At 68.0% G+C, this 14295-nt stretch carries 12 protein-coding genes; 5 read left to right on the forward strand and 7 right to left on the reverse strand.

What is annotated here, in order from left to right:
- The first annotated feature begins 20 nt into the window (after positions 1–20).
- Positions 21–1370, forward strand: coding sequence for a TolC family outer membrane protein (locus IHE46_RS00165; RefSeq protein ID WP_192162369.1), 1350 nt, complete (start codon positions 21–23; stop codon positions 1368–1370).
- Between the two features lie 65 nt (positions 1371–1435).
- On the opposite strand, the gene waaA is transcribed toward IHE46_RS00165, so the two are convergent.
- Positions 1436–2710, reverse strand: coding sequence for a lipid IV(A) 3-deoxy-D-manno-octulosonic acid transferase (gene waaA, locus IHE46_RS00170; protein ID WP_192162371.1), 1275 nt, complete (start codon positions 2708–2710; stop codon positions 1436–1438).
- A gap of 56 nt (positions 2711–2766) precedes the next feature.
- Between waaA and lpxL the strand changes: the two genes are divergently transcribed.
- The 3 genes from lpxL (at position 2767) to IHE46_RS00185 (ending at position 5570) form a co-directional block, all read left to right on the forward strand.
- On the forward strand, positions 2767–3702 hold the full coding sequence (gene lpxL, locus IHE46_RS00175) for an LpxL/LpxP family Kdo(2)-lipid IV(A) lauroyl/palmitoleoyl acyltransferase (protein WP_192162372.1): 936 nt from the start codon (positions 2767–2769) through the stop codon (positions 3700–3702).
- Positions 3703–3771: 69 nt separating this feature from the next.
- Positions 3772–4491 carry a polysaccharide deacetylase family protein gene (locus IHE46_RS00180; protein WP_192163092.1) on the forward strand — a complete coding sequence of 240 codons (720 nt, stop codon included), beginning with the start codon at positions 3772–3774 and terminating at the stop codon, positions 4489–4491.
- Positions 4488–5570, forward strand: a complete 1083-nt coding sequence (locus IHE46_RS00185; RefSeq protein ID WP_192162373.1) for a glycosyltransferase family 4 protein — start codon at positions 4488–4490, stop codon at positions 5568–5570. Before IHE46_RS00180 ends, IHE46_RS00185 begins: the two co-directional genes overlap by 4 nt.
- A 5-nt stretch (positions 5571–5575) precedes the next feature.
- Here IHE46_RS00185 and IHE46_RS00190 read toward each other — a convergent pair whose 3' ends face one another.
- The 5 genes from IHE46_RS00190 to IHE46_RS00210 all read right to left on the reverse strand — a co-directional run bounded on the left by IHE46_RS00190 (position 5576) and on the right by IHE46_RS00210 (position 9965).
- Entirely contained in the window at positions 5576–6331 is a 756-nt protein-coding gene (locus IHE46_RS00190; RefSeq protein WP_192162374.1) for a glycosyltransferase family 2 protein, read from the reverse strand.
- The gene (locus IHE46_RS00195; RefSeq protein ID WP_192162375.1) at positions 6321–7622 is read right to left on the reverse strand and encodes an O-antigen ligase family protein; all 1302 of its coding nucleotides are present in this window, start codon (positions 7620–7622) and stop codon (positions 6321–6323) included. Before IHE46_RS00195 ends, IHE46_RS00190 begins: the two co-directional genes overlap by 11 nt.
- Positions 7623–7833: 211 nt before the next feature.
- Positions 7834–8961 (reverse strand): glycosyltransferase, encoded by a 1128-nt coding sequence (locus IHE46_RS00200; protein ID WP_225562688.1) that lies wholly within the window; start codon positions 8959–8961, stop codon positions 7834–7836.
- 94 nt (positions 8962–9055) lie between these two features.
- Positions 9056–9262: a zinc-finger domain-containing protein gene (locus IHE46_RS00205; RefSeq protein ID WP_192162377.1), complete on the reverse strand. Its 207-nt coding sequence runs from the start codon at positions 9260–9262 to the stop codon at positions 9056–9058.
- Between the two features lie 121 nt (positions 9263–9383).
- A complete protein-coding gene (locus IHE46_RS00210) occupies positions 9384–9965 on the reverse strand; it encodes a YceI family protein (protein WP_192162378.1) in 582 nt (193 codons plus the stop codon).
- A 148-nt stretch (positions 9966–10113) separates the two neighbouring features.
- Between IHE46_RS00210 and IHE46_RS00215 the strand changes: the two genes are divergently transcribed.
- The gene (locus IHE46_RS00215; protein ID WP_192162379.1) at positions 10114–11079 is read left to right on the forward strand and encodes a mitochondrial fission ELM1 family protein; all 966 of its coding nucleotides are present in this window, start codon (positions 10114–10116) and stop codon (positions 11077–11079) included.
- Positions 11080–11340: 261 nt separating this feature from the next.
- Here IHE46_RS00215 and glnE read toward each other — a convergent pair whose 3' ends face one another.
- Positions 11341–14181 carry a bifunctional [glutamate--ammonia ligase]-adenylyl-L-tyrosine phosphorylase/[glutamate--ammonia-ligase] adenylyltransferase gene (glnE, locus tag IHE46_RS00220; protein WP_192162380.1) on the reverse strand — a complete coding sequence of 947 codons (2841 nt, stop codon included), beginning with the start codon at positions 14179–14181 and terminating at the stop codon, positions 11341–11343.
- Between the last annotated feature and the right edge of the window lie 114 nt (positions 14182–14295).

Genomic DNA, 14295 nt, shown 5'->3' on the forward strand with positions numbered 1-14295 from the left:
CCGTCCCCACGAGGCAATCCATGCGTTTGAAGCTGCTCACCCTGGCACTGGCACTGGCCACCGTCTCGTTGCCCAGCCATGGCGAAGACCTGATGGATGCCTATCGTCAGGCACGCGCCAACGACCCGACGCTCGCCCAGGCCGATGCCACCCGCCTCTCCACCGGCGAAGGCGTCAATCAGGCGCGTGCCCTGCTGCTGCCGCAGATCAGCGGCACGTACTCGCTGAACCAGACCACCGGTGGTGGCGGTCAGGATGTACAGGATCCGAGCAACCCGAACCAATTCATCAGCACCAGCTCGTTCGGTCACAGCCGCACGCGCAGCCTCGGCCTCGACCTCAGCCAGACGGTGTTCGACTTCAGCAAGTACGCTGGCCTCAAGGCCGCGCATGCCTCGGCAAACGCGCAGGACGAGACCTACGAAGCCGCGCTGCAGAACCTCTACGTGCGCGTCGCCACGGCGTATTTCACGGTACTCACCGACGAGGACCAGCTCACCTTCGCCAAGGCCAACGAGGAGGCGTACAAGGAGCAGTACGATCAGGCCGTGCAACAGTACAAGGTCGGCATCGCGGCGATCACTGGCGAATTCCAGGCCAAGTCCTATTACGAGGCGGCCAAGGCGCAGACCATCGCCGCGCAGAACACCCTGGACAACGATCGCGAAGCGCTCAGCCAGATCACAGGCCAGCCCACCGGCAGCCTGAAGAAGCTGCGCGACGACCTGCCGATGAACCTGCCCGAGCCCTCCGATCCCGACGCATGGGTGAAGCAGGCGCTGATCAACAATCCCAGCCTGCTGGCACAGCAGCAGAACGTGCGCGCAGCCGACGCCAATGTCACCGTGGCGCGTTCCGGCCACCTACCCACAATCACCGCCAGCGTCAGCTACAGCAAGAGCGCGAGCTGGTACGAGGATGCGGCCATCCATTCCAACGTCCCATCGCAGACCACCGTGGGGCTCTCGCTCAACGTACCGATCTTCTCCGGCGGCATGGTCCAGTCGCAGGTGCGTCAGTCCATCTACAACCGCGATGCCGCGCAGGACTCGATGGAAATCGAGCGCCGCCAGGTGAAGGCGAGTGCGCTGAATTACTACCGCTCGGTGCTGGCCGGCATCAGCCAGGTAGAGTCGGGCAAGGCGGCGGTCGATTCCGCGCAGAAGGCGCTGGACGCCACCCGCGCCGGCTTCAACGTTGGCACGCAGACCATGGTCAACGTGTTGCTGGCGATCCAGACCCTCACGCAGTCGGAAGGTAGCTACTCGCAGGCGCGCCACCAGCTGGTGCTGGACCGCCTGCTGCTGAAGCAGAGTGCCGGCACTGCCAGCCTCGACGATCTGCAGAACATCAACTCGCTGCTGCAGTAAGCCTCAGGCAAGCGCCATGACGACGAAGGCCGGGCGGTTGCCCGGCCTTCGTCGTTTCGGTGCGATCACTTCCGCAGCTGCGCGGCGATCAATGCCATCAGGCGTCCCACCGCGCCGCGTTCGCGCTCGAATACCCGCCGCGCGGCACGCCCCATGTCGCGGCGGCGTCCTTCGTCGCACAACAGCCGCAGCACCGTCTCGCCCAGCGCACCGCTGCCGGGCACGCGCAGCGCGCCGCCGTCGTCGATGAGGCTGGCGGTGATCTCCTCGGAATTGAAGGTGTGCGGCCCCACCAGCACCGGCGTACCGAGCGATGCCGGCTCCAGCGCATTGTGTCCACCGATCGGCACCAGGCTGCCGCCCACGAAGGCCACGCCCGCCGCAGCGTAGAACGGCATCAGCTGGCCCATCGCATCGATCACGAACACCTGGTGCGACGGCGAAGGCATGCCATCGGCGCCATAGCTGCCGAACGCGAAACCGAGGCTCCGCACGGCATGCTCCACCGGGCGGAAGCGCTCGGGATGGCGCGGCGCAATCAGCAGCAACGCGTCGGGCAAATGCTTGAGCACCTCGAGGTGCGCTTCCAGCACGGCCTGCTCTTCGCCCTCGTGCGTGCTGGCGGCGATCCATACCGGCCGCCCTGCTCCCCAGTGTTCGCGCAGGCGCTCGCCGGCCGCCGGTGCGTCCTGCGGCACCGGCATGTCCGACTTCAGGTTGCCGCAGACCATGACGCGTTCGGGCGGCGCACCGATCAGGCGATAACGCTCCGCATCGGTCTGCGATTGCGCGGCGACCAGGTCCACGCAGCTCAGCGCCGCGCGCACCATGCCGCGCAACGGCCGCGGCCGGTAGCCGCGCAGCGACCGCTCGGACAGGCGCGCGTTGACGATCATCAGCGGAATGCCGCGGCGCCGGCAGGCGAAATACAGGTTCGGCCAGATCTCGGTTTCCACGATCAGCGCCAGCCGCGGCCGCACGCCGGCAAGGAAACGGTTCACCGCATAAGGCAGGTCGTAGGGCAGATAGATATGGAACACGCTGTCGCCGAACAGCTGCCGCACGCGTGCGGTGCCGGTGGGTGTCACCGTGGTCACCACCAGCGGCGCGCCGGGATAGTCGCGCTTGAGCGCCTTGATCAGGGGCTCGGCCGCATTCACCTCGCCCACCGACACCGCATGCACCCACAGGCTGTCGCGCAGGTTCAACGGCGCATTGAAGAAACCGAAGCGCTCGGCCCAGCGCCAGTAGTACGGCCGCGAGCGGAATCCGCGCAGCGCCAGCCGCAGCACGATCAGCGGCGTCACCAGGTACATCGCGAGGGTGTAGAGGAAGCGCAAGGCAGGCTCCGCAGAGGGCGCCCGATTATAGGGGGCGCGGGCGGCCGTCCATTACAATGCGGCGGATGCCCGGCACCCCACGCCCCGACTTCCACCGCTCCCTGCTTTCACCCCGCCACTGGCCGGCTTGGCTGTGCATCGGCGTCATCAAGCTGGTGGCGCTGCTGCCCTATCGCGCGCGGATGGCGCTCGGCCGCGGCCTCGGCAAGTTGATCGAGATCGTGCCCAATGCGCGGCGGCCGGTGGCCGCGACCAATATCGCGCTGTGCTTTCCCGAACTCGATGCCAAGGCGCAGGCAGCGCTGGTCAACGCCAATCTGCGCGACCTCGGCCTGATGCTGATGGAATTCGCGCTGGGCTGGCTGGGGTCGAACCGCGCCATCGAGCGCGTGCCGGTGACGATCGAGGGCATCGAACACCTGGAAGCCGCCCGTGCGCAGGGCCGCGGCGTGCTGCTGGTGGGCGGGCACTTCTCGCATCTCGAGCTGTGCGCGCGGCTCGTTTCGCAGCGCATCCGCATCGCCGGCATGTACCGCAAGATGGATTCGCCTGTGTTCGAGTGGGTGGTGCTGCGCGCGCGGCTGGGTTACGCCGATGCGATGTTCGACAAGGACGACATCCGCGGCACCGTGAAGTACCTGCGCAACGGCGGCACGCTGTGGTACGCCCCGGACCAGGACATGCGCAGCAAGGACAACGCCTTCGTACCGTTCTTCGGCGTGCCCGCGGCCACCATCACCGCCACGCACCATCTGGCGCGGCTGTCCGGCGCCGCGGTGATCCCGTTCTTCCATCGCCGCCTGCCCGACGGCAGCGGCTATGTGCTGCGCCTGGCCGCCCCGCTGGACGATTTCCCCGGGCCCAGCGCGGAAGCCGACACTGCCCGCGTCAACGGCTGCATCGAGCAGATGGCACGCGAAGCGCCCGAGCAATACCTCTGGGTGCACAAACGTTTCAAGACGCGCCCCCCCTGCCTGCCCCCCCTATATTGAACCCCTGCCCGATGGGCGCAGGCAGGTTCTGAAAGCTCGCGTAAAGGTGGCGCACGCACCATGAGCGCCATGCCCATCCCCATCCTGATGTACCACAACATCGCCGCACCGCCGCGCGAGCTGAAGCGCTGGCGCAGCCTGTACGTGCACCCGCGCTCGTTCGCACGGCAGATGGCGCTGCTGAAGCGGCTCGGCTACACGGGATTGTCGATGAGTGCGGCGATGCCGTACCTGCGCGGCGAACGGCAGGGCCGTGTCGCGGTGATCACGCTGGACGACGGCTATGCCGACAACCTTGCGAACGCGATGCCGGTGCTGCAACGCCATGGCTTCGGCGCCACCTGCTACGCGGTGAGCGGCGCACTGGGCCGCTACAACGACTGGGACGACGGCAAGCTCGGCGTGCGCAAGCCGATGATGGACGCCGCCCAGCTGCGCGCCTGGCACGCTGGCGGCATGGAAGTGGGGGCGCACACCCGCACGCACCCGCGCCTCCACCAGTGCAGCGATACGCAATTGCACGACGAGATCGCCGGTAACAAAGCCGACCTGGAAGACCTGATCGGCGCGCCCGTGACGCAGTTCTGCTACCCCTACGGCGATCACGACGAGCGCGTGGTCGCCGCTACGCGCGAAGCCGGCTACGTGGCCGCAACCACCATCCGGCGCGGCCGCGCGCGACCGGGCGACGACCTGTGGCGGCTGCCGCGCGTGGCGGTGGCGCGCAGCCACATCCTGCCGCAGTTCGCATGGCGTGCGCTCACCGGCTACGAGGACCGGCACGGATGAAATTCCTGTTCGCCGGCACCAGCCGTGAGAACGGCGGTGCCGAAGCCCACTTCGTCACCCTGACCCAGGGACTGGCCAAGGCCGGCCACATCGTCGAAGCAGTGGTGCATCCCGGTGCCCCGATGGCGCAGGCGCTGGCGGGCACATCGGTGCGCCTGCATCCGGGCCGCTTCCGCAACATCTTCGACTTGCGCGGCTACAGCGCAACGATCGCCGCCGCACGCCGCCTCCGGCCGGATTGGCTGGTGGGGGACTTCGGCAAGGAATACTGGCCGCTGATCCTGATCGGCCGCTTGCTCGGCATCCCGGTAGCGCTGTTCCGCCACCGCCTCAAGCCGATGAACGGCCTTTCGGGGCGACTGGTGGCGCGTTGCGCGCAACGCTTCTTCGCGGTGTCGCAATACGCACGCCGCGACTACATCGAACACGGCATGCCTGCCGACCGCGTGCAGGTGCTGTACAACCCGGTGGACACGGAACTGTGCCGCCCGGATCCGGTGCAACGCGCCGCGGCGCTGCGGCAGCTTGGGCTGGAAGAAAATGCCCTCGTACTGGGCTGTTTCGGCCGCCTGCACGAGGGCAAAGGCATCTACACCCTGCTCGAAGCCGCCAACGCTGCAATGGCCCAGGAACCTCGCCTGCATTGCCTGTGGCTGGGCGATGGCATCGACACGGAGCGACTGCGCAGGAACATTGCCGCCTCGCCGTATCCGGAACGCCACCACCAGCTTGGCTGGGTCGACGATGCGGCCCCGTACTACAACGCGCTATCGATGCTGGCCTTCCCCTCGATCTCGACGGAGGCCTTCGGTCGCACACCGGTGGAGGCGCAGGCCTGCGGCGTACCGGTGCTGTGCAGCGATGCCTTCGGCATTCCGGAAACCCTGCAACCCGGCGTCACCGGCCTGCTGCTGCCGCCCGGCGACACCGATGCCTGGCGCGAAGGCATTCTCGCGCTGTGCAACGACACGAAGCGCCGTCCCATGGCCGCCGCCGCGCGCGACTTCGCCCTGCGGCACTTCGGCACGCTGGTGATCGCCACCGAGTTCGTACGCCAGCTGGGCGACCTGTCGAACTAGCCCGCTCAGCGCATCCGTCGCCGCGCCTCGTAGAGCTTGGCGTATTTCAGGAACACATAGTTAGCGCCCACCACACTGGCGATGAAGCCTGCCCAGCCGTTGAGGAAGTAGCGCTTGAACAGGTACTGCCGCAGGAAGAACACCGGCGGGTAAAGCACCATGCGCAACCCGGTGAAACGCTGGCGGCGGCGCAGCTTGTTGGCCACCAGCGCACTGCTGTAGCGGTTGATCCGGTCGATGCGGCCGGCGATGTCGGGGTCGCTGTCGTTGATGAAGTCGGCACGCCACAGCGTTTTCACGGGGCCGTCCACTTCCATCGCCGAATGCACTTCCACGTCGTTCATGCGGCCACGGCGGCGGTCGTACAGGCGCAGGTGCGCGTTGCGCCAGCTCCACGGGTGCTGCACGGTCCAGAACATGCGCTCGCGCCGCGGCAGGCGGAAGCCCGCGTATTTCGGCTGCGTCAACGCCCGTTCGATCACCGCGCGGCTGGCCGGCGAAAGCACTTCGTCGGCATCCAGGTTGAGGATCCAGTCGTGGCTGGCCATCTCGATAGCGCGCTGCTTCTGCGGACCGAACTCGTCGAACGGGTGCATGTCCACGCGTGCGCCATGGCGCTCTGCGATCGCCAGCGTGTCGTCGCTGGAGCCGGAATCCAGCACCACGATCTCGTCGGCCCAGTCCACGCCGCTCAGGCAAGCGTCCAGCGTGGCCGCATTGTTCAAGGTGATCACCACCACCGACAGCGGTTCACGCGCCATCACCGACCTCGCGAGTGGATGCTTCCATGGGGAGTACGGCAGGGGTGCCGATCACGAACAGACTGGCGCACCACAGTCCCAGCAGCCATGCGAACAGCAGCCCCCACCATGCCGAATAGAAGGCCAGATGGGTGTTCAACGGAAACAGCATGACCGCCAGCGCCAGCGTGGCCGGGAAGGCGCGCTCGCGCGCCGCCGGGCCTACGCGCCGCCACGCACGCCACGCCAGGACCACCCCGGCCAGCCACAGCACGAGGCCGAGGCCGCCGGTTTCGGTGAGGATTTCCAGCACGATCTGGTGCGCGTGGCAGGCGCCCTCGCCCTCGCCGCAGGACTCCGCCACCACGAAATGATCGTTCGCAGGCGCGAACTGCGGATAGGCATAGCGGAAGGCACGCACGCCCACGCCGCTGACCGGGTGCGCGGCGATCATCTTCAGGCTGTCGTGCCAGATCTCCAGGCGCCCCGTGAGCGCCTCGTCCAGGCCGTGCGGCGTGCCGTGCAGCGCGTCCAGCGTCCGCTGCATGCGCGCATCGAAACGCGTGGATGTGCGCCATGCGATACCGCCGGCCACGGCCAACATCACCAGGCCCAGCCCGCAGTACAGCGCAAAGCGTCGCCACGAATGCGCCTCGCACCACGCGAAGCCCAATGCGACCAGCCCATAGCAAAGCCAGGCCGCACGCGAACCGGCCAGCAATACCGGCCCGAGCATCAGCAGGAAGGCGACGGCCAGCCCAGCAAACCCCCAGCGCCGTCGCGCCGCCCACAGCGCGAACGGCGACAGCACCGCCAGCGTCGGCCCAAGCTTGAGGTTGCGCGCGCCGAAAATGCCGGAGATGCGCTCGGCTTCGGCATGCCCGCCCAAGCTCCAGCCAGTGAACGCCTGCACCCAGGCATCGAGCACCCACCACGCCAGCACGCAGGCAATCGCCACATACAAGGCGCGCAGGCGATGCTCGTCGCGGATCACGAAGCAGGCATACAACCCCAGCGGCAGATAGCGCAGCAGCGCCGCTGCCGTACTCCAGCTCTTGCCCGGCGCCAGCGAGCCGAAGCACGACACGAGTGCTGCGCCCAGGTAGGCACCAAGCAACCACAGCAACAGCTGCGCACCCGGCAGTTCGCGCAAGGCATGCGGGGCGCGCACGAACAATGCGATCGCGCCGACCGCACAGAGGAAAGTGCCGAACTCGCTGCTGCGCCCGAACGGTAGCAACGCAACCACCAGCCAGTACGGCAACAGGGGCGAGCGCAAGGCGGACTTCAGGGATTCCATCGAGAACGTCATGCAGGAGCCGTGGCGACGATGAGCCCGCATTGTAAGAGCCTGCCCAATGGCTCCGCATGCCCCGCGCGGGAAGTTATCGTCACGCCCGAGCGTACGAAAAGCGGGCTGCGACCCACGAACAAACGCCGGTGTAGGCATGCGGGCAACGGTTTCGCCCCTCCGCTTGCCTCACCGCAACCGTCACACGGCAGCGAAGAGTGGCGGGCGGACCCTAGCCGGCGACCACTTCGCCGTAGAGCGCCAGCGTGGCCTGCTGCATGTCGGCCAGACGGTACGACTGCAGCATGGGAATCGGCGGTGCCACGCGCAGCAGTTCGGCGGCGCGCTCCACCAATCGCTCGCGGTCGCCCGGCGGCACGCGCCCGGCCGGATACAGCTCGGCCAGCAGTTCGCCCACGCCGCCGTGTGCGTAGCCCAGCACCGGCCGGCACAGCGACAAGGCTTCGACCACGGTGCGACCGAAGGACTCCGGCTTGTTCGACAATTGCAGGATCAGGCTGGAAATCGCGTAGACGTCGCGCACGTCGCCGCGCGGCGGCGTGAGCGCCACCTGCGACTCCACGCCGCGCTCGCGGATCAGCGCGCGCAGTTCTTCCACGTAGGCCTCGCGGCCCGGCTCGATCACGCCCAGCAGCAGCAGGCGCGCGTCGATGCCGCGGCGCTTGAGATCGGCCAGCAGCTCGATGGCGTCATGGTGACCCTTGAGCCGCGTACCGCGACCCGGCAGGGTAAGCAGCGGCGCGCCGGCCAGCGCGGGATATTCGGCGAAGAACGCCTGTGTCCACGCTTCGTCGGGGCGATGCCCGTACGGGAATGCTTCGGGATCGATACCGCGCGGAATCACCCGCACCCGTCCCGGCTCCAGCCAGCGGTAATGGCCGAGGACGTAATCACGCAGGGTTTGCGACACCACGATCACCCGTTCGCCACGCAGCAGGATGGCGCTGTAGCGGCCGGGCGTGTTAAGCCCGTGCACCGTGGTGACGAAATGCGGCCGCGGCGTCACTCCTTTCAGCGCCCACCAGCCCAGCCAGGCCGGCAGGCGCGAGCGTGCGTGCACGATGTCGGGGCGGATTTCGCGCAGGAGCTTGCGCAGGGCACCGACCCGCCCCAGCGTGGCCAAGGACTTGCGGCCGATATCCAGCGAGATGTGCTCGCTGCCCTCGGCCACCAGCTGGTCCGCCAGGCGGCCGCCGGCCGAGATCACCACCGAGCGATGCCCGGCCTGCACCAGGGCGCGCGCGATTTCCAGGGCGGAACGCTCCGCGCCACCGGACTGCAGCGCGGGGATCAACTGCACGATGGTCAGTCGCGGTGTGGCTTCGACACTCCCGGACATGGTTCCTGCCTGCGAGTCTGCATCCTGATGCACGAGTTTCATCCTGAAACCAAAGCAAGAACGATGCCGCAGCTACCCTGAACGGTAGGCGGAATCAGTCCTGCAGCACGTAACGCGCGCCACAGTAAGGACAAAGCGACTCGCCGCCATCGTCGACGATGGGCAGATACACCTTGGGGTGCGAATTCCACAGCGCCATGCCCGGCATGGGGCAGGACAGCGGCAGGTCGGAACGCGTCACTTCGTAACGATTTTCGGCATTCGCCAGGATCGGCGTAACGGCTGCGGAAGAGGCGGACATGGGGATGGCTCCGGACGAAGTGCAAGACCGTGCATGGTAACAGGCCGGCCGGGCCGGCAAGACAACGAAGCCCGCACCGTCGCCGGTCCGGGCTTCGTTTGCGCAATGCGCGTACCGCCGCTTACTTCTTCGGCACTTCGCCTTCGGTGGTGATGCGCACCTTGATCTCGTCGCTCACCATCGGCACATAAGCGCCCATGCCGAAGTCCGAACGCTTCAGCGTGGCGGTGGCGTCGAAACCGATGGCCTGCACCTTCATCATCGGGTGCGGACCGACCTTGTTCAGCGTCGCATCCAGCGTCACCGGCTTGGTCACGCCGTGCACGGTGAGGTTGCCCGTCACCTTGAAATGGCTGCCGTCCACCGGCACCACGCTGGTGCTCTTGAAAGTCACCGTCGGGTACTTGTCGGCGTTGAAGAAATCGGCCTCCTTGAGGTGCTTGTCCAGCGCCGACACATGGGTATCGAGATTGCTGAGCGGCAGGGTCACGTCCACCGAGGACTTCGCCGGGTCCTTCTCGTCGAACACCAGCGTGCCTTCGCCCAGGCCGAGGTTGGCGGTGGGGTTGGAATAGCCGAAGTGGTTCCAGCTGAACAGCACCATGGTGTGGCCGGGGTCGAGCTTGTAGGTGACCGGGCTGGCCTGGACGGTGGCTGCGGCGCCGAGCAAGCCAGCGATCAGGAGGCAACGGAACATGCGCATGGGGGTTCTCCGCGACAATGGGCTAGGGAAAAGCGGCAGCCGGAAACCGGCCGTTCGCCGTTATGCTGCGCCAGTGTATGAGCAAGCCGCCTGACGATAAACGCGACTCGAAGCAACGCAGCGTGTACGCGAGGGAAACAATCGCCGCATGTCACCCCTGAGGAATGAATGCTGGGCGATCACCGATGCCGCTGCGGGCAACCAGCGGCAGGCACTGGCGCTGGCCGAGCTGATGGGCATGCCGGTGCGCCATCTGGAGCTGGAACCACGCGCGCCCTGGTCCTGGCTGGCGCCGCGCTTCGCAGGGGGTGACGCGTTCGCGCTGCCGGCGGACCGGCGCGCGCAGTTCGCGCCGCCATGGCCCCGCCTCGCCATCGGCTGCGGGCGCTCCGCGGCATTGTTCACGCGCATGCTGCGGCGGCTCTCGCAAGGGCGGTGCTACACCGTGCAGATCCTCGATCCGCGCATCGATCCGGCGCATTGGGACACGGTGATCGCGCCGCAACACGATCAACTGAGCGGCCCGAACGTGCTCGTGCCGCTGGGCTCGCTGAACCCGGTGGACGAGGGCTGGCTGACCGACGGCCGCGACGCCTGCCCCGGTTTCGAGGAGTTGCCGCAACCGCGTGTGGGGGTGCTGTTGGGAGGGTCGCGCAAGCAGCTCGAGCTGGGCGCTGGCTACGCGCGCGAACTCGCCACCCGCCTGCTCAAGCGCCGCGAATACGAAGGCGGCAGCCTGCTGGTGCTGGCCTCGCGGCGCACCTCGCCGGAGGGGCTCGCCATCTTCCGCGACATGCTGGCCGGCGTGCCGGGACTGGTGTGGGCCGGTCCCGACGACGGCCGCAATCCGTACCCTGGCGTGCTGGGCTGGGCCGACCGGCTGGTGGTGACCCCCGATTCGGTGAACATGCTCAGCGAAGCCTGCGCGGTGGGCTGCGCGGTGCACACCCACGTCACCGCGCCACTGCCGGACAAGCTCGCGCGCTTCCATCGTGCCCTGCGCGAACGCGGGTTGCTGCACGATATCGATGCTGTCGCCGGCACGTACCAGCCGCCCTTGCGCGAAACCGCGGCCATAGCGGCGCAGTTGCGCGAGCGCATGTCTGCAGGGTGAGGGGTTGCGGCCTGCCCGGGATCGCCGGCCCTCTTCAATCTACGGCGGAGGAGCGCCGCACCACGGCAAGCGACAAGGCGATTCGGCCACCTGCCGGTGCTGCCTGCGTGATAGACGCGCATCCACACAACGCCAATTTGAAAACCGGAGGCCATACTCCTGCCCGAGCGGTAGGTGAGTGCTCCTGCTGAGCCTCGCTCTTCCATGGGTCTTTGTGCAGACGGCCCCGCTGCGTGTCGCGTGGGAATGTCGAACCAGCACTCAGGCGAACGCGAATCCCAACGCAGCGACAACCGCGTTCACGCCATCGCACAGCTGCTCCAGCTCCGCATCGCGCGGCGCGATGCGCGAGCGCGCATCCAGCGTGCAGGCCAATGCGCGCCGCAAAAACGTGGCGTGCGCATGCGCCAGTGCGGATGATTGCACCGCGTCGAGCAGACCTGCGTCGCGGCAAGCAAGGAGCAGGGATGCGTTCGAGGTGACGCCGAGCAGGGCGGGATGCCGCGCTGCATGCGCCAGCACCAGCCCCTGCAGCGCGAATTCGATGTCGAGCAAGGCGCCGCGGCCCTGCTTGAGGTCGAGCAGGGCCGCATCGGAGCGGTCGCGCTCGGCGCGCCAGCGGCGGCGCATCTCGCTCACCTCGGCCAACACCCGCGAAGGGTCGCGCGGCGCAGCGAGCACATCGCGGCGTACCGCGCCCAGGGCCGCGCCCAAGGCGGCATCGCCAGCCACCGGACGGGCGCGCAACAGCGCCTGATGTTCCCAGGTCCACGCGCGGCTCTGCTGATAGGCGATGAAGGCGTCCAGGCTGCTCACCAGCAGACCTTTCGAACCGTCGGGACGCAATCGCGTGTCCACCTCGTACAGATTGCCGGCGCGAGTGGAGACGGTGAGCCAATTCATCACGCGCTGCGCTAGGCGCTGATACCAGCGGGCGCCTTCGAGCGGGCGCGCGCCGTCGCTCATCGCCTGGGCGCGCCGTCCGTCGTACACGAAGACCAGGTCGAGATCGGAAGCAAAGCCCAGCTCTTCGCCACCGAGGCTGCCGTAGCCCAGCACCGCGAAACCGGAACCCTCCCCGGGCAGGCGGCCATGCTGGGCGACCAGCTCGCGCTCGGCCAGCGCGGTGACCGCGCCCACCACCGACTCGGCCAGTGCGGCGAGGCGCCGCGCCGTGGCCGCAGCATCGGCGCGGCCATCGTTGAAGGCCAGGCCGAGGCGGAACGCGGTGGACGACTGGAACTCGTTGATGCGCTCCAGCTCCGCCTCCGCCTCGCGCTCCTCCAGCGTGGCTAGCACGCGGGTGATCTCGGCCGCGATGTCCACGCGCTTCAGCGGCAACTGGTCGATACGCGGGTCGAGCACATCGTCCAGCAGCAGCGGCTGGGCGATCACCTGCTCGGCAAGCAGGGTGCTTCCGGCGAAAAGCGTGGCGAGCCGCTTGCGCGCCGCGGGCTGTTCCTCCAGCAGCGCGAGATAGGACGAGCGCCGCGCCACCGCCTGCGTGAGCCGGCACAGGCGTAGCAGGCAAGGCACCGGTGCGGCGCCGGTACGCGCGGCGGCGATGAGTTGCGGCATCAGATGATCGAGCCGCTCGCGCGAACGCGCCGACATCGCACGCACCGCGCCGCCCTGCGGCAGCTTCGCCAGCGCATCGGCCACTTCCACGCCAGGCACAAAACCGCTGGCCTCCATCATGCCGGCGTCCAGCGTGCCGGCGCAGGCGGCCTGCCACAGGGCGGCGTCCGCCGCGGGCGCCTGCGTGCCGCGACCACCCTGCGGCATCAGCACGGCGGCGAATTCGTTGGCGACGATCTCGCGGTGCTTCGCCAGTTCCTCCGCCAGCAGCTCCCATGCCGGCCATCCCAGCCCGAACGCGATGCGCTCGCGGCTCAACGCGTCGCCGGGGACGTCGTGGGTCTGCGCGTCGCGCAGCATCTGCACGCGATTCTCCAGCCTGCGCAGGAACACATAAGCCTCACGCAACACCTTGGCGCGCGAGGCGGGAATGTGGCCGCGCGCCTCGCAGGCGGCCAGCGCGGGCAGCAGGCCGCGGACACGCAGGGACGGTTCGCGGCCGCCGCGGATCAGCTGCACCAGCTGCACGATGAACTCGATCTCGCGGATACCGCCCGCACCGAGCTTGAGGTTGTCGGAAAGGTCCTTGCGCGCCACCTCGGCGTCGATCAGCGCCTTCATTTCGCGCAGGCCGGCGAACGCCGTGTAGTCGAGGTATTTGCGATAGATGAAGGGCCGCAGCAGCTCGGACAGCTGCTTGCCGGCGGCGCGGTCGCCAGCCACCGGGCGCGCCTTGATCCATGCATAACGCTCCCAGTCGCGGCCTTCGCGCTGGTAGTACTGCTCCATGGCCGCGAACGACAGCGCAAGCCGCCCCGCGTTGCCGAATGGCCGCAGGCGCAGGTCCACGCGTGCGCAGATGCCGTCCACCGTGGGCTCGTTGAGCAGCCGCACCAGTTGCCGCACCAGCCGCACGAAGTACTCGCCGTTGTCGAGCGGGCGAGCGCCATCGCTCTGGCCGCCATGCGGATAGGCCAGCACGAGGTCGATGTCGGAGGAGAAATTCAGCTCCGCGCCACCCAGCTTGCCGAAGCCCACCACCACCAGCCGCTGGCGCTCCCCTTCATGGCTGCGCGGTTGGCCGTAGCGTGCGACCAGCGTACGTTCGCTCCAGCCCAGCGCGGTTTCCAGCAGCGCCTCGTACAGCACGCTGGTGGCAGAGAGGGTTTCCGGCAGTTCGTCCAGGCCGTTGACGTCGCGGAACACCAGCCGCAGCGCCTCGGCATGGCGGAAACGGCGCAGCGCGGACAGTGTCGGCGCTTCGTCCTCGGGCAGTTTCAATGCGTCGATGCGTGCCGCCGCATCCGCGTTCGAACGCAGCCGCTCCAGCCCCGCAGGCGACAGCAGGGCCGGCTGGGCGCGCCAGGTTTCAAAGGCGAAATCGCTGGCCGCCAGGGTGCGCCGGATGCGCTCGGCTACGCCGGCATCGTCGTGCAGCGCCACACCGGCGGCGCGGCAGGCGGCGGCTAGCTCGGCATAGCGGTTGTCGACCAGGGCACGCAACGGGGGGGATTCGAGAGGCATTCCTGAATTGTGCCGTACCCACGCCACGCGTGCCGGTGCACCGCTGCCCGCATCGACACGTTGTCGAAAGTATCCCAGGCAACACTCGATTCATGTCACCCTGATTACTTTGGT

It is taken from the genome of Rhodanobacter sp. DHG33 (genome assembly GCF_014843005.1).
Lineage (GTDB): Bacteria > Pseudomonadota > Gammaproteobacteria > Xanthomonadales > Rhodanobacteraceae > Rhodanobacter_A.